22 protein-coding genes are annotated in these 21,934 nt (G+C 58.8%); 6 read left to right on the forward strand and 16 right to left on the reverse strand.

Translation table 11 applies throughout. The features are described from left to right. Window positions 1-146: 146 nt before the first annotated feature. The 6 genes from accD to SERAS12_RS17635 form a co-directional block, all read right to left on the reverse strand. Window positions 147-1,055 (reverse strand): acetyl-CoA carboxylase, carboxyltransferase subunit beta, encoded by a 909-nt coding sequence (gene accD / locus SERAS12_RS17610; RefSeq protein WP_004947349.1) that lies wholly within the window; start codon window positions 1,053-1,055, stop codon window positions 147-149. Window positions 1,056-1,289: 234 nt separating this feature from the next. Next, entirely contained in the window at window positions 1,290-1,952 is a 663-nt protein-coding gene (locus SERAS12_RS17615; RefSeq protein ID WP_013813910.1) for a DedA family protein, read from the reverse strand. A gap of 208 nt (window positions 1,953-2,160) precedes the next feature. Next, on the reverse strand, window positions 2,161-2,982 hold the full coding sequence (truA, locus tag SERAS12_RS17620; RefSeq protein WP_013813911.1) for a tRNA pseudouridine(38-40) synthase TruA: 822 nt from the start codon (window positions 2,980-2,982) through the stop codon (window positions 2,161-2,163). Continuing rightward, complete coding sequence (locus tag SERAS12_RS17625; protein WP_013813912.1) at window positions 2,982-3,992, reverse strand: aspartate-semialdehyde dehydrogenase; 1,011 nt, start codon at window positions 3,990-3,992, stop codon at window positions 2,982-2,984. Before SERAS12_RS17625 ends, truA begins: the two co-directional genes overlap by 1 nt. Window positions 3,993-4,143: 151 nt before the next feature. Then, the gene (gene pdxB, locus SERAS12_RS17630) at window positions 4,144-5,265 is read right to left on the reverse strand and encodes a 4-phosphoerythronate dehydrogenase PdxB (RefSeq protein ID WP_013813913.1); all 1,122 of its coding nucleotides are present in this window, start codon (window positions 5,263-5,265) and stop codon (window positions 4,144-4,146) included. Window positions 5,266-5,443: 178 nt separating this feature from the next. Next, complete coding sequence (locus tag SERAS12_RS17635; protein WP_013813914.1) at window positions 5,444-6,217, reverse strand: helix-turn-helix domain-containing protein; 774 nt, start codon at window positions 6,215-6,217, stop codon at window positions 5,444-5,446. 123 nt (window positions 6,218-6,340) lie between these two features. Between SERAS12_RS17635 and SERAS12_RS17640 the strand changes: the two genes are divergently transcribed. After that, window positions 6,341-7,240, forward strand: coding sequence for a DMT family transporter (locus SERAS12_RS17640; RefSeq protein WP_013813915.1), 900 nt, complete (start codon window positions 6,341-6,343; stop codon window positions 7,238-7,240). On the opposite strand, the gene SERAS12_RS17645 is transcribed toward SERAS12_RS17640, so the two are convergent. From SERAS12_RS17645 to SERAS12_RS17655, 3 genes are all read right to left on the reverse strand, one after another. Next, window positions 7,237-8,655, reverse strand: coding sequence for a sensor histidine kinase (locus tag SERAS12_RS17645; RefSeq protein WP_013813916.1), 1,419 nt, complete (start codon window positions 8,653-8,655; stop codon window positions 7,237-7,239). The genes SERAS12_RS17640 and SERAS12_RS17645 overlap by 4 nt on opposite strands. Further along, entirely contained in the window at window positions 8,642-9,316 is a 675-nt protein-coding gene (gene tctD / locus SERAS12_RS17650) for a transcriptional regulator TctD (protein ID WP_013813917.1), read from the reverse strand. Before tctD ends, SERAS12_RS17645 begins: the two co-directional genes overlap by 14 nt. 203 nt (window positions 9,317-9,519) lie before the next feature. Continuing rightward, window positions 9,520-9,846: a hypothetical protein gene (locus SERAS12_RS17655; RefSeq protein WP_013813918.1), complete on the reverse strand. Its 327-nt coding sequence runs from the start codon at window positions 9,844-9,846 to the stop codon at window positions 9,520-9,522. 276 nt (window positions 9,847-10,122) lie between these two features. Here SERAS12_RS17655 and SERAS12_RS17660 point away from each other — a divergent pair, with 276 nt between their 5' ends. From SERAS12_RS17660 to SERAS12_RS17670, 3 genes are read left to right on the forward strand one after another with little or no spacing between them, the layout of a single operon-like run. Beyond that, window positions 10,123-11,103, forward strand: coding sequence for a tripartite tricarboxylate transporter substrate binding protein (locus SERAS12_RS17660; protein WP_013813919.1), 981 nt, complete (start codon window positions 10,123-10,125; stop codon window positions 11,101-11,103). A 14-nt stretch (window positions 11,104-11,117) separates the two neighbouring features. Next, window positions 11,118-11,549 carry a tripartite tricarboxylate transporter TctB family protein gene (locus tag SERAS12_RS17665; protein WP_004947383.1) on the forward strand — a complete coding sequence of 144 codons (432 nt, stop codon included), beginning with the start codon at window positions 11,118-11,120 and terminating at the stop codon, window positions 11,547-11,549. An 11-nt stretch (window positions 11,550-11,560) separates the two neighbouring features. Then, on the forward strand, window positions 11,561-13,078 hold the full coding sequence (locus SERAS12_RS17670) for a tripartite tricarboxylate transporter permease (RefSeq protein WP_041416268.1): 1,518 nt from the start codon (window positions 11,561-11,563) through the stop codon (window positions 13,076-13,078). A gap of 38 nt (window positions 13,079-13,116) precedes the next feature. Here the strand turns inward: SERAS12_RS17670 and SERAS12_RS17675 are convergent, their stop codons facing one another. Then, window positions 13,117-13,746: a CatB-related O-acetyltransferase gene (locus SERAS12_RS17675; protein ID WP_013813921.1), complete on the reverse strand. Its 630-nt coding sequence runs from the start codon at window positions 13,744-13,746 to the stop codon at window positions 13,117-13,119. Window positions 13,747-13,902: 156 nt separating this feature from the next. Beyond that, window positions 13,903-14,898 carry a DMT family transporter gene (locus SERAS12_RS17680; protein ID WP_013813922.1) on the reverse strand — a complete coding sequence of 332 codons (996 nt, stop codon included), beginning with the start codon at window positions 14,896-14,898 and terminating at the stop codon, window positions 13,903-13,905. Between the two features lie 169 nt (window positions 14,899-15,067). Between SERAS12_RS17680 and SERAS12_RS17685 the strand changes: the two genes are divergently transcribed. Further along, window positions 15,068-16,525, forward strand: a complete 1,458-nt coding sequence (locus SERAS12_RS17685) for a PLP-dependent aminotransferase family protein (RefSeq protein ID WP_013813923.1) — start codon at window positions 15,068-15,070, stop codon at window positions 16,523-16,525. An 8-nt stretch (window positions 16,526-16,533) separates the two neighbouring features. On the opposite strand, the gene SERAS12_RS17690 is transcribed toward SERAS12_RS17685, so the two are convergent. The 4 genes from SERAS12_RS17690 to SERAS12_RS17705 are packed head-to-tail and all read right to left on the reverse strand — an operon-like array spanning window position 16,534 to window position 20,191. Next, window positions 16,534-17,034, reverse strand: a complete 501-nt coding sequence (locus SERAS12_RS17690) for a protein disulfide oxidoreductase (RefSeq protein ID WP_004947398.1) — start codon at window positions 17,032-17,034, stop codon at window positions 16,534-16,536. Then, on the reverse strand, window positions 17,027-17,743 hold the full coding sequence (locus SERAS12_RS17695; RefSeq protein ID WP_013813924.1) for a DsbA family protein: 717 nt from the start codon (window positions 17,741-17,743) through the stop codon (window positions 17,027-17,029). The genes SERAS12_RS17690 and SERAS12_RS17695 overlap by 8 nt, the downstream gene beginning before the upstream one ends. Then, on the reverse strand, window positions 17,740-19,776 hold the full coding sequence (locus SERAS12_RS17700) for a protein-disulfide reductase DsbD (RefSeq protein WP_013813925.1): 2,037 nt from the start codon (window positions 19,774-19,776) through the stop codon (window positions 17,740-17,742). Before SERAS12_RS17700 ends, SERAS12_RS17695 begins: the two co-directional genes overlap by 4 nt. A gap of 49 nt (window positions 19,777-19,825) precedes the next feature. Then, entirely contained in the window at window positions 19,826-20,191 is a 366-nt protein-coding gene (locus SERAS12_RS17705) for a hypothetical protein (RefSeq protein WP_013813926.1), read from the reverse strand. A 182-nt stretch (window positions 20,192-20,373) separates the two neighbouring features. On the opposite strand from SERAS12_RS17705, the gene flk reads away from it, so the two are divergent. Continuing rightward, a complete protein-coding gene (gene flk / locus SERAS12_RS17710) occupies window positions 20,374-21,405 on the forward strand; it encodes a flagella biosynthesis regulator Flk (RefSeq protein WP_013813927.1) in 1,032 nt (343 codons plus the stop codon). Window positions 21,406-21,409: 4 nt separating this feature from the next. On the opposite strand, the gene SERAS12_RS17715 is transcribed toward flk, so the two are convergent. Continuing rightward, window positions 21,410-21,865: a rhodanese-like domain-containing protein gene (locus SERAS12_RS17715; protein WP_013813928.1), complete on the reverse strand. Its 456-nt coding sequence runs from the start codon at window positions 21,863-21,865 to the stop codon at window positions 21,410-21,412. Window positions 21,866-21,934 lie beyond the last annotated feature (69 nt).

A 21,934-nucleotide genomic window follows, 5' to 3' on the forward strand; every position in this document is an offset into this window, starting at 1 on the left:
GATGCTCTCCGTAACACCCGTCACCTTTCAAGTTGCAGCGAATTGACCGCAACGTGAAATTCATAGGGCATATCAGCCGGCATTTAGCCACAAAATGACGGCTGAACCCCGCGCGGGCTTGCACCTGCGCGGGTGATTTATTGGCCTCAGGCGTCGGCCTGATTTTCCTGTGCGACTACCGGCTCTGCCTCATCGAAATGCGGCTGCGGCTGGTTGGTCAGCTTGGAAAGGATACTCGCCAGAGTGCGGCGCATTTCCGGACGGCGCACGATCATGTCGATGGCGCCTTTTTCAATCAGGAACTCACTGCGCTGGAAGCCCGGCGGCAGTTTTTCACGCACGGTCTGCTCGATAACGCGCGGGCCGGCAAAGCCGATCAACGCTTTCGGCTCGGCGATGTTGATATCGCCCAGCATCGCCAGACTGGCGGAAACGCCGCCCATGGTCGGGTCGGTCAGTACCGAAATGTACGGCAGACCACGTTCCTGCAGTTTCGCCAGCGCTGCGCTGGTCTTCGCCATTTGCATCAGCGACATCAACGCTTCCTGCATACGCGCACCGCCACTGGCTGAGAAACACACCAGTGGGCAGTTGTCTTCCAGCGCCTGTTCAACCGCGCGCACGAAACGTGCACCGACCACGGAAGACATGGAACCGCCGATAAAAGCAAATTCGAAAGAAGCGGCGACAATCGGCATGCCGTACAGCGTGCCTTTCATCACGACCAACGCATCTTTCTCGCCGGTCGCTTTCTGTGCGGCAACCAGGCGATCTTTATACTTTTTGGAATCCTTGAACTTCAGAACATCTTTCGGCTCCAGTTCGCTGCCCAGTTCTACCTCACTGCCCTCGTCAAGCAGGGTATGCAGGCGCATGCGCGCAGTCATGCGCATGTGGTGGTCGCACTTAGGACACACTTCCAGATTACGTTCCAGCTCGGCGCGATAGAGAACCTGACCGCAGCTGTCACATTTAGTCCAGACCCCTTCAGGAATGCTCGCCTTACGGGTTTGTGTAATATTGCTCTTGTTAAGAATTCGTTCAATCCAGCTCATCGATGACCTTTCTGTTTGAACCTGGCACATGCCAGTCCGCTGTTCATGCTTTAACAATCCCCCCGCAGACAGACCCAATGAAAAAGTGCCCGAGTGAAACGCGACAAACACGTGACCGAGGCACTGGATTCAGGGTTTGTTCGCAGGAACAGACCATAAATGTCGCTCATTAAACCATATCGGCCCGACACTGTGGATAAAAAACTGGTCGAACCGACAGGTTAAGCGATGTTTTTACTGTTTTTGCTGGCGGGCAGCCGCGCGCTTATGGCGCCAGATTTCAATGATGCCCGGCAAAATTGAAACCAGGATGATCGCTACGATCAACAGTTTCAGGTTTTCCTGCACGATCGGCAAATCACCGAAAAGGTAGCCAGCATAAGTGAAGAGCAGCACCCAAACCAGCGCGCCAATCACGTTGTAGGCAGCAAAATGACGGTAGGACATCTTCCCCATACCGGCGACGAACGGCGCAAATGTACGCACGATCGGCACAAATCGCGCCAGAATAATCGTTTTCCCACCGTGTTTTTCATAAAACTGATGGGTTTTATCCAGATAGCTGCGGCGGAAAATTTTCGAATTCGGGTTACTGAACAGCTTATCGCCGAACAGCCGACCAATAGTATAGTTCACCGCGTCACCGAGGATCGCAGCCCCGATCATCAGCGCAACCATGGTATGCACATTCAGATCGTTAGTCGGCAGCGCCGCCAGCGCACCGGCGACAAACAGCAGAGAATCCCCCGGCAGGAAAGGCGTAACCACCAGCCCGGTTTCGCAAAACAGGATCAGGAACAAAATGGCATAGACCCACATGCCGTATTGCGCGACCAGTTCGGCCAAATGCACGTCAATATGCAAAATAAAATCAATCACAAACTTGATGATGTCCATAGATTCTCTCTTTTTACCGGGTGTCTCACCCACCCGGCAGATGTACAAGGGAGCAACGCGTCGGGCGCGCCGGCGTCTATACCCGTCGCCTTTCAAGCTGCAGCGTTGTTACCTGCACTAACTCATCTCAGTTGCTTGACTTTAGTAAGCGCCTGGATGAGTGAGCTGGGCGCCTAGCTGCAACTCGAAATTCATAGGGTACGATTGTTTAATCGTCGGGTAAAAACAGCGGCCCCATTGGTGGCCGGGGCAAACCAAAATGCTCAGGATAATCGACGGAAACCAAATACAACCCTTCGGCACGCGCCGTCGCCGCAGCCAGATTCCGATCCTTCAGCGCCAGCAGTTCGGCCATCCAGTTCTCATTCTGATTGCCGCAGCCGATTTCCATCAGGCTGCCGACAATGTTGCGCACCATATGGTGCACAAAGGCATTCGCCTTAATATCTACCACGATATACTCGCCGTAGCGCGTAACCTTAACGTGTTTTACGTTACGCCATGGCGTGCGCGACTGACACTGCACGGCGCGGAACGACGTAAAATCGTTCTCGCCCAGCAACGCCTGCGCCGCCCTTTCCATCCGTTCGGCATCCAGCGGGTGATAAAAATGGGTCATCCCCTGCTGCAACACCGCCGGGCGGTAGCGGTGGTTATAAATAATGTAGCGGTAACGACGCGCGGTGGCGCTGAAACGCGCATGGAAATCCTCGGCCACGCCGGTCACCCAACGCACCGCAATATCCGGCGGCAAGTGAGTATTGACTCCCATCGTCCAGGCGGCGTCCTTGCGCTGCGCGGTGGTTTCAAAATGCACCACCTGGCCGGTAGCGTGCACGCCGGCGTCGGTACGACCGGCGCACAATACGGCAATCGGCGCATTCGCCACCTTGCTCAACGCCAGTTCCAGACAGGCCTGCACGCTGGCGACTTCCTGCTGACGCTGCCAGCCGTAATAACGGCTGCCGTCATATTCAATCCCCAGCGCGATTTTTAACCTCGGCTGGGTGGGCGAGACAACGTCAGACATCAGTACATCTGCTCCTGCACCAGACGCTCTGCGGTTTCGATAGCCATCAACGCGCCGCCGAAGCGCACGTTATCCGCCACCGACCAGAACTGCAGGATTTCAGGAATGCCGTAGTCATTGCGCAAGCAGCCGACGCTCAACGCATCGCTGCCGGACGCTTCCGTTACCTGAGTCGGGTAGTCGTCTTCTTCGCTCAGTTGGATATCATCCACCTGCTCCAGCTCGCTGCGCGCTTCTTCGGCAGACATCGGGCGCAGCGCTTCCAGGTGAACCACTTGCGCGTGGCCGTAAAACACCGGCGACTGTACGCAGCTCACGGAAATCGGCAGCCCTTCGTCCTGCAGAACCTTACGCACCTGATCGACAATCAAACGTTCTTCGCGCACGCTGCCCTGCTCGTCGGCCAGCAAAGGTAACAGGTTGAACGCCAGTTGCTTGGCGAAAACGCCCGGCTCAGCCGGAATGCCGTTCAGCAAGCGCGCGCTCTGGCCGGCCAGATCGTCCACCGCCACTTTGCCGCGTGCCGATACCGACATCAGGGTGGTGACGTGCAGACGGGAAAGCCCGGCCTGTTCGGTCAAGGGTTTGATCGCCGTCAGCAGTTGGCTGACCATGCTGTCGGCCACGGCGACAATATTACGGTTGCGGTAGTCGGCCAGCACCTGCGGGTTAACGCCAGGCACCACCAGCGGTACATCCGGCTCCAGCGCAAACAGGCCGCTGGTGTCGATCACCAGGCAACCCATGTTGCCGGCTTCTTCCGCATAGCGGGCCGCCGCCTCGGTACCGGCGACAAAGAACGCCAGTTGCGCCTGCGACCAGTCAAATTCTTCCGCTTTTTGCACCAGCACCGACTTGCCGTTGAAGCGTACCGTTGCCCCGGCGCCGCGTTCACTGGCCAAAGGATAGAGTTCGCCCACCGGGAACTGGCGTTCCTGTAATAATTCCAGCAACGCTTCACCTACCGCGCCAGTGGCGCCAAGCAGAGCGATATTCCAGCCGTCAGACATTGGGTTTCTCCAGAGTATTCATTTAAAAAGCAGACGGGCAGTGTTGCCACCGCCCGATAATCCTTTGCCGCCTATTATAGCGGCGATTGCTTAAGGCAACCTTACGTATTGGGCCGATGCCTTTTTGGCAAGGGACCGGCATGCAGGCCCCTTACAGCACGCTGAAGCCCAGCTTGTGCAGCAGTTCCGCACTGGCGCTGTCATTGCACTGGACGCGCAATGAGGACCATTCACGGCGCTCCTGATAATGCTTGCGCAGGCGATCAAACTCGCCCGGTTGCCCAGCCACTTTACGCAGCGGCGCATCATCGCGGCGCACATCATACACCAAGTGCATCAATCGTTTTAATTTGCCTTCATCCAGCGGCCCGTTCAACTGGATCTGGCTGAACTCCGGCACCGGCAGCAGCGAGGCCAGCTCAATCTGCTGTGGCTGCCCCACGTGGCGGCTGAAGGCCTCGAACACTTGAGTGGTGCCCCGCGCCTTGCCTTCCAGCGTGTAACCGGCGATATGCGCGGTGCCAATATCCACCCGTGCCAGCAGTGGTAATGAAAGCTCCGGTTCCGGTTCCCAAACGTCCAGCACCGTGCTCAGCTTTTTGCCTTTTTCCAGCGCCTGCAGCAATGCGGCGTTATCCACCACCTCGCCACGGCAGGCATTGATCAGGATACGGTTGTCGGGCAGCGCCGCCAGCAACTCGGCGTCAACCAAGTGCAGCGAGTGATAGGGACCGGATTTATTCAGCGGCGTATGGAACGTCAGCACGTCGGCTTCCGCCACCAGTTTTTCCAGCGGCCAGAACTCACCGACGTCACCACGCTCTGCGCGCGGCGGATCGCACAGCAGCGTACGTATACCCAAGGCTTTAAGGCGGGCATCCAGGCGCGAACCTACGTTGCCCACACCAATAATGCCGACGGTTTTGTCGCGCAACTGAAAACCGTCGCGTTCGGCCAGCAGCATCAGCGCAGAGAACACATATTCCACCACCGCAATGGCGTTACAGCCTGGCGCTGCGGAAAACCCGATGCCCTGCTGTTTCAGCCAGGCATCATCCACATGGTCAGTACCGGCGGTGGCGGTGCCGACAAAACCGATGCGAGTACCGGCCAGCAAATCTTCATTCACTTTAGTCACCGAGCGCACCATCAGCGCATCGGCATCCACCAGCGCATCACGCGGGATCGGGCGGCCAGGCACCGCCTGCACGTCCCCCAAACGACTGAACAATTCAGCCGCGTACGGCATATTTTCATCAACCAGGATTTTCACTTGTTGCTCCGACGGTTTACGACTATTTATCCCCAAAATAATTGGCGTTGCATCAAGGCGGCAAGAGCAGGAGTCCCCAGGAGCTTACTCAAGTAAGTGACTGGGGCGAGTGCTCGCAGCCAACACAGAGGCGGCGTCAAGTATGAAGAGGTTATCTGGGAAAGAGTGTGCCACCGAATCAGGCCCGGCGAAAGCGTTCGGGGGTGCTGCCGGCGATTTGCTGAAACATGACGATAAACGCCGAGGCCGAGCTGTATCCCACTTCCAGCGCAACGTTCTGCACGGTTTTGCCCTGTTCAAGCAGCGAAACGGCATGCAGGAAACGCAACCGCTGGCGCCATTCACTGAATGACATGCCCAGCTCTTGCTGGCAACGGCGTGACAGGGTGCGTTCAGTGGTATAGACCCGGGCGGCCCAGACGGCGAGCGAGGTGTTGTCCGACGGACAATGCTCCAGCGCTTCCAGCACCGGCGCCAGGAATTTATCGTCGGACGACGGCAAATAAGTTTGCTGGACCGGCGACAGATGCAGTTGATCGATCAGCGCCCGGCACAGACGCAAATCCTGCTTGCCTTGCGGGATATATTGCTTGCGTGCGTAAAAATCTTCGGCGATGGCGCGGAAAACCGGCGTCACGCTCACCAGGCAGGGGTCGGCCGGCAGCCCGACGCACAGCGACTGCATGATATCCACCATGCGGCACTGCGCCAGCCGCTGGTTGTAGCAGGAGTGCTCGATCCCCGCCGGCGCCCACAGCACAAATTCCGGCGGCGCCAGAAAACGTTGATTGCCGACCTTCATCACCATCACCCCGGCTTTCACCCACATCAGTTGCCCCCAACGGTGGCTGTGGGGCTGGAATTCCGTGCGGGCATTAAACTCCTCGCAACGAAACTGCACCGGGCGCGGTGCCGGGATCAAGGCTTCAGGAAAGTGACGGATTTCGGACATGGTTGCACACCGTGATTTGTCTTGTTGACACAAAATATTGTCTGGATATCGCTATATATAATAAACCGGACACGAGTAGACTAGCCAGCATGTCCGTCGTTATTGAGAATAATCATCGTGAATATGCTCTTCCCGCTGCTGGCGGTGCTGATCTGGTCGGTCAACGCCGTCGTCAGCAAACTCTCCGCCACCGCAATCGATCCGGCCGCCATCTCGTTTTACCGTTGGCTGCTGGCGCTGATCGTCCTGACCCCGTTCGTCTTACCCGGCGTGATCCGCAATTGGCGGGAGGTGCGCGCCAACGGGTGGAAATTGCTGATCCTCGGCCTGCTCGGCATGGTGCTGTACCAAAGCCTGGCCTACTATGCGGCGCACAGCGTCAGCGCGCTGTTTATGGGTATCATTGTGTCGCTGATCCCGCTGCTGACCATCCTGATCAGCATCGTACTGCTGCGCATTGCACCGACCGTCGGCGTGGCAATCGGCAGCGTGTTGTCCTTCGGCGGATTGATCTGGCTGGTCAGCGCCGGTCATCCAGGCCAGTTGCTGCAACATGGCATCGGCAAGGGCGAACTGATGATGTTCGCCGCCGCCGCTTCCTATGCGCTGTACGGCGTGCTGACCAAACGCTGGATGATTGCTCTGCCTAATTGGCAGGCGCTGTATGTGCAAATCCTGTTCGGTGTCGTGCTGTTGCTGCCCAACTTTCTGATGGCGCAGGATGTCGGGCTGAACAGCCAGAATATCCCGCTGGTGCTGTTTGCCGGCATCCCGGCTTCGATCATCGCGCCTTTCTTGTGGATCCAGGGCGTGATGCGTCTCGGGGCCAATACCGCGTCGATATTTATGAACCTGTCGCCGGTCTTTACCGCCGTCATTGCCGTGCTGTTCCTGCATGAACAGCTGCACAGTTACCATTTGATCGGCGGCGGCGTCACGCTGCTGGGCGTAATTTTGTCGCAGCGCCTGCGCACGCCGTTAGGGCGCAAGGCAAAAAGCCCAGCGGCCGAAGTAAAGTCCTAAGGCAACAGCTGAAAACGCACCCGCACCAGCAGGCCGCCCAGCGCGGCCGAGGTCAACAGCTCCGGGCGGGTGCCGTGATAGCGGGTAATGTCGCTGACCAGCGCCAGCCCCAGCCCGGCACCGGGCTGATCGCCCACGTTATCCAGCCGATGAAAGGGTTGCAGCGCCTGCGCAGTATCCTGCTGAGCAATGCCTGGGCCGTTATCTTCTATTTCCAGCACGCACTCCCCGGCCGGTTTATCGAGCGTCAGACGCGCGGTGACCACGCCCTGATTCGGCACGTACTTCAGCGCGTTATCCAGCAGATTGGCGCACAGCTCGGTGAGCAACAGCGTCTCACCGCCGACCCAGCATACCGACTCCCCTTCATAGCCTAAATCAATGCGCTTGCTGCGCGCCTGCGGCAGGCGCGAAAAACAGGCATCGCGCAGCACCTGCGCCAGATTCACCGGTTGCAGCTTGCGATCGGCATGATGTTCATGGGCTTTAAGCCGTGAGAGATAGAGTAGGCGATCGGTCAGCGCCACGGTGTTATCCAGCGTGACGCTCATCGCCGCCAGGCTTTCCCGCCACTGCTCCGGCTTATCGCTGGCCAGCGCCACCCCCACCTGAGTTTTCAGCACCGTCAGCGGCGTGCGCAGTTGATGAGAGGCGTCGGCGCTAAAACGCTCCTGACGCGCCACCATTACCCGCAGCCGTTCGATATAGCGGTTGAACGCCAGCAGCAGAGGCTGCATTTCCGACCAGGGCAACACCATCGGTAACGGCGTCAGTTCGCCCGGATCGCGCCGCAGCATGATGCCGGAAAGCTTGCGCATCGGCTTTAGCACTCGCTTGAGCAAGGCGAAGGCCAGGATCATCGTCAGCACCACTACGGTCCCTTGGCTGAGCAAGGCGGAAAGCATCATCTGCCGTGCCAGGTAACGGCGCGACTCCAGCGTTTCCGCCACCAGGATCGTCGCCATGCCCATGACGCCCGATTCATTGACCGGCTGGTACAGCGCAGCCACGCGGATCGGCCGGCCGCTGTATTCGGCGTCATAGAAATGCACCAGCGCCGGATACAGGCTGGAGCGCAGGATATGCGGCGGCATCGGCGGCAGATCGTCATAACCGGAGATGCTTTTGCCCTGCGGAGAGATCACTTCGTAATAGAGCTGATCGTTCATGTTGCGCTCAAAGCTGTCGAGCACCACGTAAGGCACATCCACTTCCAGGCGGCCGTTGCGCACCACCAGCCGCTCCGCCACGGTGCGCGCCGATGCCAGCAGCGTGCGATCGTAAGCCAGCGTGGCGGCATTCATGGCGCTGAAGTAATGGGTGTAAATGGAGATACCGCCCAGCGCCAGCAAGGGTAAACCGAAAAACAGCAGCAGTTGATAAAACAGGGAGCGCGGTGCGTTAAACCACCTCATTGCAGAGCTCCAGGCTGTAGCCCAGACCGCGCAGGGTGACGATCGCCACGTTGCTGCCCTGCAGCTTTTTCCGCAGCCGGTGCACGTACAGCTCAATACTCTCCGGATTGGCCTCGTCGGACAGGGTAAACACCTGTTCAAACAGCTGCTGTTTGGCGACCGGCCGGCCGCGCCGGTGGATCAGGGCGGTCAGCACCGCCAACTCACGCGGCGTTAGCGACAGCGGTTTATCGTCCAGTTGAAAATAGCCTTCATCGTGATAGGTCAGCGCGCCATATTGCAGCGCCTGCTGGGTAACGCCGACGCTGCGGCGCAGCAGCGCCCGAATGCGCGCTTCCAACTCATCGAGTTCAAAGGGTTTGGTGAGATAGTCATCGGCCCCCAGATTCAGCCCTTTGACCCGATCGGCAACGTCAGTTCTGGCGGTCAACAGCAACACCGGCAGGTCCTGGCCGCGCTTACGCAGGCGGGCCAGCAGATCCAGGCCATTCAGACGCGGCAGCGCTACGTCCAGCACCACCAGCGCATAGCGTTCGTTTAGCAACAGATGGTCGGCCGCCAACCCGTCCGGCGCGATGTCCACGGCAAAACCGGCGCCGGTCAGCGCTTTTTGCAACCAGTGGGATAACTCGGGATGGTCCTCTACCAATAACAGCCGCATTTTTCCATTCCATTGATTTATCTGTACAAGCAGGATGAATACAGCGCCATATCGTCAAGAGACGACGTATCGCTTATTAACACGTTTATAACAGCAGGATGGCATGGAAGGCGGCGTGATAGAAGGGTGGCGCAGAGCCCGTTTTGAGAGCTGGTACACAATTACGGTATAGAACAACGGGTGCCACCGGCACCCGGTTTATTTCAACATGGAAGCCCACTGTCGGCCAAGGCGATATCAAGCACCGGCCGCACTTTGGCCGGGCTGAACGGCGGAGAAACCAGCACAGAGCGATTGTTGGCGGCAAAAACGATATCCACGCCGGTGATGCAGGCGGTCATTTGGCAGGCATGTTTCTCGCCGTTGGCCGCAGAAAAATGCAGTTCAAAAACGCCGATCTCCGGGCGCAGGCGTTTTAGCCGACAATGCCCCGCCTCCCCAATCATTTCAGCATAGGCCGCCGGTAACATCTTGATAGCGCTCACCTTGGTACTGTCCCTGCCACCGAATAATTTCCCGAGTAAAAACATAATAATGCGTCCGTAATAATTTTATTTTTTATTATTTTACCCCAAGACCAACACAACAAAACTGACATTACACATGTTTTAAGCCCGGTTTACGGGCTGTTCTTGCCACGCCGCATGTGCTAGCGCACGGGCGGTTGGCCCCCAGACAGGAGACGCGTATCACATCTTGTAAACTTTCCCTTCGACTGAAAGGTAAATGAAAGGTTGTTGATTTAACAATTCAGCAACCCGTATCGGCGGGGATTCACACCGACAGAAAATACCTTGGGGAAAGCAATGAAAAAAATAATCACCCGTACTCTGACCGCAACCGCCCTGCTGCTGGCGGCCAATCAGGCCTTTGCCGTGGAAGCGCCGAAACGCACCGAATGCATCGCCCCCGCCAAGCCCGGCGGCGGTTTTGACCTGACCTGCAAACTGATTCAGGTGTCGCTGCAGGAAACCCAAGCCATCGACAAACCGATGCGCGTTACCTATATGCCCGGCGGCGTCGGCGCGGTGGCCTATAACGCCATCGTCGCCCAGCGCCCTGCGGAATTCGGCACCGTGGTCGCCTTCTCCGGTGGCTCCCTGCTCAACCTTTCGCAAGGGAAGTTCGGTCGGTACAACGTCGATGACGTGAAATGGCTGGCCGCCGTCGGTACCGACTACGGCATGATCGCCGTGCGCGCCGACTCGCCGTACAAAACCCTCAAAGACCTGATGAACGCCTTCCAGAAAGATCCCAACAGCGTGGTGTTCGGCGCGGGTGCTTCGATCGGTAGCCAAGACTGGATGAAAACCGCCCTGCTGGCGCGCGAGGTCGGGGTCGATCCTCACAAGATGCGCTACGTCGCGTTCGAAGGCGGTGGCGAACCGGTCACCGCGCTGCTCGGCAACCATATTCAGGCGGTGTCCGGCGATTTGAGTGAAATGGTGCCCTACCTGCAGGGTGACAAAATTCGCGTGCTGGCGGTGTACTCCGAACAGCGTCTGCCTGGCCAGTTAGCCGACGTGCCGACCGCCAAAGAACAGGGGTTCAATCTGATCTGGCCGATCATCCGCGGTTTCTATGTTGGCCCGAAGGTCAGCGAAGAGGAGTACCAGTGGTGGCTCGACACCTTCAAGAAAATGATGGCAACCGACGAATTCAAAAAGCAGCGCGACCTGCGTGGCCTGTTTGAATTCACCCTGGCTGGTAAGGAACTGGATGCCTACGTGAAAAACCAGGTCAATCAGTACCGCGAGCAGGCCAAAGTCTTTGGCCTGGCTAAATAACCGGGGGAATTACCATGAGCGATCGCATTTTTGCCGGTTTCTGGTTGCTGCTGTGCATCGGCGGCCTGTTTATCGGCTGGGGCATTCAGAGCGAATACAGCTATGAACCCTTGGGGCCGCGCCCCTTCCCGCTAGCCATCCTCAGCCTGATGTCGTTGTGCGCGGCACTGCTGCTGCTGAACAAACCGCAGGCCGTCGAATGGCCGCACAACAAAGTGATGCAACGCCTGTTGGTGCTGGTGATCACGCTGGTGCTGTACGCCTGGGGCTTCGAATGGCTGGGCTTTCCGCTGGCCACCGCCCTGCTGACCTTCAGCATTGGCCTGCTGTTCCAGGCCAGCCTGCTTGCGGCAGCGGTCTCCGGCGTGGTGATGGGCGTTGCGCTGTATTACGCCTTTGACCAATTACTCGACGTAACACTGCCACTCGGCGTTTGGCTGAGCTAACGGGGGCAATGATGGAAACCTGGATGTATTTAACCCAAGGGTTCGAGGTGGCGCTGGTGCCGCAGAACCTGATTATCGCGCTGATTGGTTGCTTCGTCGGCACCATTGTCGGCCTGCTGCCGGGGCTGGGGCCAATCAACGGAGTGGCTATCCTGCTGCCGCTGGCGTTTGCTCTCAAGCTGCCGGCCGAGTCCGCGCTGATCCTGCTGGCGACGGTCTATATCGGCTGCGAATACGGCGGCCGCATCTCGTCCATCCTGCTTAACGTACCCGGCGATGCGGCGGCGATCATGACCGCACTGGACGGCTACCCGATGGCGCAACAGGGCCGCGCCGGCGTGGCGTTGTCGATCTCGGCGGTCAGCTCTTTCGTCGGTTCCATGATCGCCATCGGCGGCATTATCCTGTTCGCCCCGTTGTTGGCGCGCTGGTCACTGGCGTTCGGCCCGGCGGAGTACTTTGCCCTGATGGTGTTCGCCATCGCCTGTCTGGGCAGCATGATGAGCCAAAACCCGCTGAAGTCGCTACTGGCAGCACTGATTGGCCTGGGGTTGGCGACGGTAGGCGTAGACGCCAATACCGGCGTTTACCGCTTCACCTTCGACAGCGTGCATCTCTCCGACGGCGTGCAGTTTATCGTGGTGGTGATCGGGTTGTTCTCGGTCAGTGAAATCCTGCTGATGCTGGAAAGCACCAGCGGCGGACAAAAGCTGGTGCGTAAAACCGGTCGCCTGTTGTTTAACCGCAAAGAGGCCGCCGAGTGCGTTGGCCCGACGCTGCGCTCTTCGGTGATCGGCTTCTTCGTCGGTATTCTGCCCGGTGCCGGTGCCACCATCGCCAGTGCCCTCACCTATATGACCGAAAAGAAAATCAGCGGCAACAGCGAGACCTTCGGCAAGGGGGATATTCGCGGCGTCGCGGCGCCGGAAGCCGCCAACAATGCTTCGGCCTGCGGCTCGTTCATTCCGATGCTGACGCTGGGCGTGCCGGGTTCGGGCACCACGGCGGTGATGATGGGCGCACTGACGCTGTACAACATCACGCCAGGCCCGGCGATGTTCACCGAGCAGCCGGACATTGTCTGGGGCCTGATCGCCGCATTGCTGATTGCCAACGTGATCCTGCTGATCATGAACCTGCCGCTGGTCGGCCTGTTTACCCGCATGTTAACCATCCCGCTGTGGTTCCTGGTACCGGCGATTGCCGCCGTGTCTGCGGTGGGCGTTTATGCGGTGCACAGCACCACCTTTGACCTGCTGTTGATGGTCGGGTTGGGGGTGTTCGGTTATATCTTGCGGAAAATGCACTTCCCGATGTCGCCGCTGATCCTGGGTTTCGTGCTGGGGGAAATGCTGGAACAGAACCTGCGCCGCGCGCTGTCTATCAGCAACGGGGATTTTGGCATTCTGTGGAGCAGCGGTATCGCGCAAACGCTGCTGGTATTGGCGGTAGCGGTGCTGGTGTTGCCGCTGTTGCTGCGTATAGTGCGAAAACGCCGCACGGTGGAAGAAACGGCGAAGGCCGAGTAAATAAAATGGGCGGGGATATTACCCCGCCCTTTTCAGTTTTAACGCTTAATGTCGTTTATCGCCCGTTCCAGGGCGGCAATATCATTATCGGCCAGCCAAGGTTGCACGCGGGCAAAATCCTCCGCCGACAAGTCATAAATGCGCAACGCGAGCAGCCGTGCGATCGTCTCCGGAGCAAATCGCAGCTTGATCGGCCGCGCCGGGTTGCCGCCCACGATGGCGTAAGGTTCGACATCCGCAGTCACTATGCTGCCTGCAGCCACCACCGCCCCTTCGCCAATAGTGACGCCCGGCATCAGCATCGCCCGCATGCCTATCCAGCAGCCGTCGCCCAACCGGGTATCGCCCTTCGGTTGATAAGCTGCCTGGATGCTCTCCATAAACGGGTACAGGCTCAGCCAATCGATACGGTGCGTATGATTGCCGCCCATCAGGATCACCGCCTCGGCGGCTATGCAGACATAATCACCGATCAGCAATTTGTCTATCGGCCCCAACGGCTGCCACTGTTGGCTGACCGCGTCGCCGTGTAAATAACGCACGACGGAGCGTTCGAAGCCGCTATCCCAGCAGTCGCTGTAATAGCTGTGGGTTCCCTTGACGATAATATTGGGATTGGTCACCGCTTGGTGCAGCAGTTCTGTTTTGGACCAGTGTTTTTCAGACATGGCGCTTTCTCTTTTGCTGGTTGCAAGAGCCACGGAACGAGATCTGTGGCCGTGTTTTCGTTCACCCAACACGGCCTGTTTAAGCGATGATCGCCTTTTTTAATCTTGGATTGTCAGTCATGATTGCCCCTCCAGCGAGGCATTAAGGGTAACAAATCAGGCCTGAGCCGTCTTCGTCTTCAGCATCAACACCCCACCCATCACCAGCGCGCTGCCCAGCAGTTGCAACTGGTTCATGTTTTCCCCCAGCAGGAAATAGGCAATGACCGCCGTGAACACCAACTCCAGCGACAAAATCAGGTTTGCAACCGCCAGCGGCAACGTCTTCAGGCTGATATTGTACAGGCCAAACCCCAGCAGCGTCGGCCCGGCGGCCAGGATCACCAGCAACAGCCAGCCGCTCCACTCAATGCCCTGCGCCCCCTGGGACAGGAACCACAAAGAGCCGGTCATCCCCTGAAATGCCGGCAGGGGAAACAGCGTCAGCGCGGTGTTGAACAGCCATTGGTAAACCGCCGAAAAACCAAACACATACAAAATGGTATTCCACACCGGGTAACGTCGTTCCGTGGCTACGCGCCCTCCCAGGGTGTAGAGGGTATAGCCGATACCGGACAGCATGCCGATCAACAGCCCCAGCAGGTTGAAATGGGCGTTGCCCAGACTGTCGCCGTTACTGACCAGGAAGCAACCGCCCAGACTGACCACAATCACCAGCAGTTGGCGCAGACTTAGCCGTTCGCTGTACATCACCCAGCCAAGAAATACGGTAAAACCTACCGAGCAGTAAGTAAGAATGGTCGCCACCGACGCGCCATTTAAGGCTACCGACAGCGTCCACAGGCTGTTGAACACCGCCAGCAGCAGACCATAACAGGCATAAAAAAGCACCTGCGCAGGCTGCAAGCGCGCCCATTCGGGTTTGATCAGCAACAGCAAAGGCAATAACACCAGGGCAACCAACGCTGCACGCCAAAAGGCCAGCACGAAGGTGGGCAGGTGATAATGCTCCGTCAGCACGCGGATGATAATGGCGGTAAAGGCCAGTAGCATGGCGCTGATGATGGCAATGACATACCCCTGGCTGCTGCCTTGCAAAATACGCGCACCGGGGAAAACCGGTCTCGCTGAAATACCCGACGGTAATGACATGACACCCTCAAAAAACGGCGATAACGGACTCAGGCAGGAATTCTAACGCGGCGAGATTTTGCCGCCAGAGCCACTTTCCCCCATTGTTATGCAGGCCACTTTTATCCGCTTGAAGCCCGATGGCTATGAGGTATAGTAAAAATCATCGCCCCTGACCGAGCCAATTTCCATGCATATCCCGTTAGACCGCCAGCAGGATGTCCCGTTGTATCTGCAAATTGAAGAGGCATTGCGGCGGGCGATATTGAGCGGCGTCTTTGTCGATGGCGACAAACTGCCGTCCACCCGCACATTGGCTTCCGAACTGGGCGTCAGCCGGCTGACGGTCGACAATGCCTATGCCGAACTGGCGTCCAAAGGATTTCTGCGCCAGCGGCGCGGCAGCGGCGCCTATGTTCTGCATCCGGGCGCACTGCCCGCTCAACCGCAGCCGACGTCCGATACGTCGTTCCCGGCAGAGCGTTTCACCACGCTGACCTCGCGGCTGGACGGCTACCCCGACACACCGCTGCCGGATAACATCATCAACTTTGCCGCCGGCGTCGGCAGCCCGAAGGTTTTTCCCCAGGAGGAATTCCGCAAGATATTGCTGTCAGTGCTCAGCCGCCATGCGGAAGAGGCTTTCGGCTATGGCGAATACTGCGGCTACTACCCGCTGCGCGATACGCTGGGACGGATCCTCACTGCCCAGGGCATCCCCACTCACGCGGAACAGGTGCTGATCACCAACGGCTCGCAGCACGCCATCAGCCTGATTGTGCAAAGCCTGCTTGAGCCGGGAGATACCGTGATCGTCGAAGAACCCACCTACGCCGAAGCGCTGGGGCTGCTACGCCTGCACAGGATCAATATCGTCACCATCCCCAGCGATCGACACGGCATGCGGGTTGAACAACTGCCGGCGCTGCTGGAAAAGCACCGGCCAAAACTGATTTACACCATCCCCAATTTTCATAACCCGACCGGACGTTGCATGAGCGAAGCCCGCCGCCAACGCCTGCTGGCACTGGCTCAGCATGCCGGCGTGCCGATCCTGGAGGACGATTTTGTCGGCGATCTGCGCTACAACGGCAAACAGCTGCCGTCACTGCGGGCGCAGGCTGCGCCGGGCACGGTGATGTATGTCAGCACCTTCTCCAAAATGCTGCTGCCCAGCATGCGCATCGGCTATCTGGTCGCAGACAGTGAGCAATATCAGCGGGTAGCACGGTTAAAACACGTCGATAGTTTTACCAGCTCCAACCTGATCCAGCGGGCGCTGGACGCTTTTGTCACCATAGGCCGCTACGATAAACAGCTGCGGCGTGCCGGGCGGATCTACCGCCAGCACCGCGACGCTATGGTAACGGCATTGCAGCAGCATCTGCCGCACGGCTGCCACTTTGAAACACCTGAGGGCGGATTATTTATCTGGTTGACGCTGCCCGCTGCGGTTAACAACGAAACGCTGATGCCGGTGGCCTGGCGCCACGGCGTCACCTTTGCACGCGGGGAGTGTTTTTATGCTCAGGAACAACGTGGTACGCATGGCCTGCGATTGAATTTCGCCGCTAACACACCGCCGCTGATTGAAGAAGGTATCGCCCGACTATGCCGGGCGATTAATGAGGTAATCACCGCCAAATAGACCGGTGCTTACCGTCCGGCCCACCAAAGACGCAGTTTCATTCCCCAGTAGCTGGTCCAGCCGGTGGTGCTCTGCACCACCTTGCCCTGGGAAATGACCACCAGCGTCGGGGTGACGCCAACCTGCCACTGTGCCGACAGCTCGCCACGCGGATCGTTAACCACCGGCAGCGTCAGCCGCTTGCGCGCCAGCCACTGTTCAACCTGCAGATCGTCACCGGAACGCAGCGCCACGGTCAGCACATTGCCGCCCTCCTCCGCCAGCCTGGCAACATACGGCGTGGTAAAGCGGCACACGCCGCACCAACTGGCCCAGAAATAGACCAGCAGCGGCTTGTCCCGGCTGAGCTGCGCGAGTGAAACCCGCTCGCCGCTCAATGTGGTCAACGCCTGTGCATCGAAAGCCGCCGGCGCCTGCGGTGCGCGCAGCCAGTCCATCGCCATCACCACCGCCAGCACAATCAGCAGCAGGATCAAGAGTTCGCGCCCCCAGCGCCGCAGCTTAGCCATTTTTGGCCTTCGCCAATTGCTGTTTCACTATCGCCTCCAACTCCTCGTAAGACACCGCACCCGGCAGCATCTGGTCGCCAATCAACGTCGCAGGCGTTCCCTGCACCCCCAGTTTTTCCGCCAGTTCCATATTGGTGCGCAGCGTGGTCATGCTCAGCTCGCTCGGCGCCCCCGCTTTCACTCCGGTTTTCTGCTGAGCGGCGGCGATGCTGGCGCTGTCGTGGAAGCCCTTTTTCGCCATCAGCCGCTGGTGCAACGCCCAAAACTGGTCCGGATGTTGCTGCCAGGCAGTTAAAGCGACACGCGCCGAGCTGACCGAGCTTTCGCCCTTGAACGGCAGCAGTTTCACCACCAGCGCTACCTCCGGATTTTGTTTGACGATTTTTTCCAGCATCGGATCAAAACGCTTACAGTACGGACAGTTGTAATCCGTGAACACCACCAGCGTCAGTCTGGCGTTGCCGGCCCCCAGGCGTGGGCTGGCAGGGTCCTCATACAAAGCTTTGGCGTTTTGCTTAATCGCCTGATCGATCTGCTGGCCGGTGGTCTGCTGCTGCCAGGCATCGACCGCCTGCGCCAGAATATCCGGGTTCGACACCAGGGTTTCGCGGATCAGTTCCTTAATGCGTACCTCCTGCTCTGGGGTAAAGGGGGTTGCGGCCCAGACGGGAACGGCAATCAGCATCAATAACATCAGTAACTTTTTCATTGTGAATTTCCTTTGGCGGCGGACAGGGTTTGCAGCACGGCATCGCGGGTTAACAGCGGGGACAGCACCACACCGTCAGGGCTGCCGGGGCCATAAATCTGGTTAAAAGGCACGGCAACGCTGCCGCGCCGTTGCAGGAAAGCGCTAATCTCGGCAGAAGGACGGCTCCAGTCTCCCCGCAGAGCGACCACGTCTTCGGCATTCAGCGCTTTCTGCACATCGCCACGCAACAGTACGTTGAATTTATTGGCTTTACAGGTGACGCACCAATCGGCGGTGACGTCGATAAACACCCGTTTTCGATCGGCCAACGCCTGGGTGATCGCCTGCTCGCTCAGCGGCTGCCAGCGTACCTTGTCCTGCAACGGCTGACGCCACAACCCGGCGGTGAGCGAACCGGCCAACAACGCCACACCGAACAGCACCAGCGTGACGGCAACCCATCCGGCAGCAAGGCGCACGCCATGCCGTCGCCATACCGCCAACAGCAGAGCCAGCAGCGCTATGCCGCCCACGCCCAACGTCGGGGTTGCACCAATATGATTCACCATCAGGCTCAGCAGCCACAGCGAAGAGGCCAGCATCAGCAACCCCATTGCCCACCGTAACGCGTTCATCCAACGCCCCGGTCGCGGCAAACGCAGCGCCAGCGCCGGCCAGGCGGCGATCAGCAGCCACGGCAGGCTCATACCGATGCCCAACGCGACAAACATGCCCCACAGCACCGGCAGCGGCGCGGCCAGGGCAAAAGCCACGGCGGTGCCAAGAAACGGTGCAGAACAGGGCGTCGCCAGCAAGGTGGCAAAAGCGCCCTGCCAGAAATGCCCGCTCAGGCCGTGCCCGTTATGGGTCGCCAGTTTAGTATTCAGCGAAGAGGAAAGCTGCACGTGGAACAGGCCGAACAGGTTGGCGCTGAACAACAGCGTTACCAGCACCATAAAGCCGATAAACCACGGGTTTTGAAACTGAATGCCCCAACCGAGCGCCTGATTGCTCAACCGCAGCGCCGTCATCAGCAACGCCAACGCCATAAACGACGCTACGATGCCCAACGACGAAGCCAGAAACTGCAGCCGGATGCTGCGCCGATCTCGCAGTTCTACCTGCAAAATCGCGCCCAGTTTGATGCCGAGCACCGGCAGCACGCAGGGCATCAGGTTGAGGATCAGACCACCGGCCAGCGCCATCAGCACCGCCTGCCACAGCGGGAAAGCCGCCGCAGCCGGGGAAACCAGCGGCCCGCCAATCGGCAATTGAACCTGCTGCGCGATGCCGCCGTCACTGATGACCAACGTCAGTGTCTTGCCGCGCAAGTCCGGTGCGGTATCCCCCCAGCCATCGCTGACCGGTACCCGCGCCAACATCCGGCTGCCGTCGGCGCTGATCTGCGGTTTGCCGAGATCGGCATCCTTCAGCGTATCGAAGAACAACTCGGGCTGCCGCCAACCGGCGGTGCGTTCGGCGCTGATCTGCAGTTCCCCGCGCTGATAACCGGCTTTAATGCCGTCAACCAGGCCATCGGCAATCGGCACCTGCCCCATCGCCTGAGCAAAGTCGTGGTTAAACTGCGCGTCTTGCGGCGCGCCGAGATCGAGACTGAACGGATAGTCGGTCAAAATGCAGACGTTACTGCAGGTAGACAGCGTCAGGGTGCCCGCCAGTTGAGGCGGCGCAGCGCCCTTTATCACCATCGGCAGTTCAACTCGATCGTGATAACCCTGAGTGGAAATGCCGGCTACGTCAAAACGCTGCGGCGTCGGCCAAAACCAGGTGGCCGGCGGCGGATTGCCTTGCCAGCTTATCGCCGGCGCAATACCGCCTTCGCCGGGTGAACGCCAGTAGGTTTTCCAGCCTTGTTGCAACTCTATTGCCAGCAGCAGCCGGGTTTCCCCGCGGTGCGACGTGTCGGCGCGCAGCCGCACTTTGGCGTGATCGTTGGCCGGGCTTTGCAGCCAGCCGCTGTCTGCCGCCTGCAAAGCGGGCAGCCACAGCATTAACAGGCAGGCAAGCGCCGACCTGATGATATTCAACATGTTTTTTCTCCATAAATGAGTCAATCACCAAAAAGGACGGGCGATTAACTCATTCACGGAATACGCATAATCGGAGGTGGACCCTGAGAGTCGTGGGAGAAATCACTCTGGGAGGGGGAATACGCAGACGCGCGGCCACGGTGGGTGCCAGCAGCACCAACAGCAGGCCGAGACCGAACAGCAGGGTTTCGAACATCACCGGCGGCGCGGCCAACAGGGATTTGGCGCTCAGTTCGCAGGGCTTGGGCTGAAGTGCGGCGTCGTCATCGGTGACGAAGGTTGCGGCGCTGGCAACGGGCAGGCCCATCGCCTGCTGCAACGCATGCAGGCCCGCCATGCGTTGAGTCATGCAGGTCAGCACCACCAGGCAAGCCAGGCATAAAAACCATTTCGCAATCCGCTGCTGTTTAACCATGCTGCCCTCAATGCCAAGTCTGGGCTTATCTTAGCGGCGCAGACGTGATTAGCAATCATTTTGCCTGTAAAGAAATGTCTGAGGGCGGTATTGATAGCGGCCATTTACAGGTATCATGGAGGCACACCTGCGCTTTTCGCCGGGTACGACGATTTTTCGATACACAGCGAAGGACTGGTGATATGCAACCTTTGAGTGGACCGGGCACCCCGATCGCCAGCGATCGCCCTCCGAACCCGGGCAAAACCACAACCACCGACGACAGCCCACTCTCTCCGGCGCAGCGCACTACGCTGGAGAAGTTGATCGTTAAGATCATGGCGCTCAGCCCAGCCAAGTCCGCAGAAATCTGGGCCACGCTGCGTCACGATCTCGGGGCAGACCATAATAGCAGCGAACTGCAGGCTCGCCATTTCCAGCCGGCCGAGCAACTGTTGCAAAACCGCCTGAACCAGGTGCAGCAAAGCCATGCCAGCCGCCAGTTGCTTCAGCAGCTCACCGAACTGTTGCCGCAGGGCAATAATCGCCAGGCCGTCAGCGATTTTATTCGCCAGCAGTTTGGCCACACGGTACTGAGCCAATTGAGCCACCCGCAATTGCAACAGGTGTTGAACCTGCTGCAGACCGGCAGCCTGGCCATTCCTCATCCGCAGCAGACTGCCACCAGCGATCGCCCGTTACTGCCAGCCGAACACCAAAGCCTGCAACAACAGGTGACCAAACTCAGCGCCGCTACCGGCGAGTCGCCGATCAAGATCTGGCAGACGCTGTTTGACCTGGCCGGGGTAAAAACCAACGACCCGCTACCGGCTCGCCATTTCCAACTGCTAAACCAGTTTTTGCAGGTCAAAGTGGCGCTTAGTCCGCAGTCCGCACCGACGCTGAACAGCCTGCTGGCGGTACTTAAACAACCGGCCGACCCGCAGGAACAACAACAGTTGAATGACTACTGCCAGTCGCGTTTCGACTGCAACGCCAGCGCACCGCTGACCCACCCGCAGATGAGCGATGCCATCAACCAGCTGTTTGCCCGCCGCCTTGAAAAAACCGGCCCCACTCAGCCGATAACCGGCGGCCCTGCCGAACCGCAGCCGTTGCTCAATCCGTTGATCGCCGCGCTGCCCCAACCGCTGCAAAAGGCGCTGAACAAGCCGGCAGTAGCGTTTATCCTGCTGATTCTGGTGCTGGCGGTGATATTGGCTCTGGTGTTTTAACCCATCAGGCACAGCCGCAGTCTTCCCCTGCTGCAGTGCCCCGCAGCGAACCCGGCTGCTCACCGGTGGCCAATGGATGGCCATCGCGTTTCCAGAAATCCAGCCCGCCAATCAGCTCCTTCACTCTGAATCCCAGTTGCGCCAGCTTATACGCCCCCTTGGTTGAGCCGTTGCAGCCGATGCCGTCGCAATAGGTGACATAGACTTTATCGTGCGCCAGATGCGCCGTGCCGGCCTCGTCCATCAGCCGATGCGGCAAACTGATAGCGCCGGGAATATGCCCCGCCGCATACAAGGCTTGCGCTCGGGTATCTATCACCAGGATCTCGCTGACGCCGTTGCGCAGATCTTCCGCCACGTCCCATGCGTCCGCGTAATAACTCAATTTCGCCGCAAGATAATCCAGGCTTTGCGCCGCCGGCCCAGGGGGAAATGCCAAAACCAATGAAGATGCCGCCATAAAATTCACTCCTGTGGATGAGACTGATGACAATATTGCCTGATTTTGGTCTTATGATTGATACCCATT

Origin of the sequence: Serratia sp. AS12 (genome assembly GCF_000214195.1) — a bacterium.
Taxonomy (GTDB): Bacteria; Pseudomonadota; Gammaproteobacteria; order Enterobacterales; family Enterobacteriaceae; genus Serratia; species Serratia plymuthica.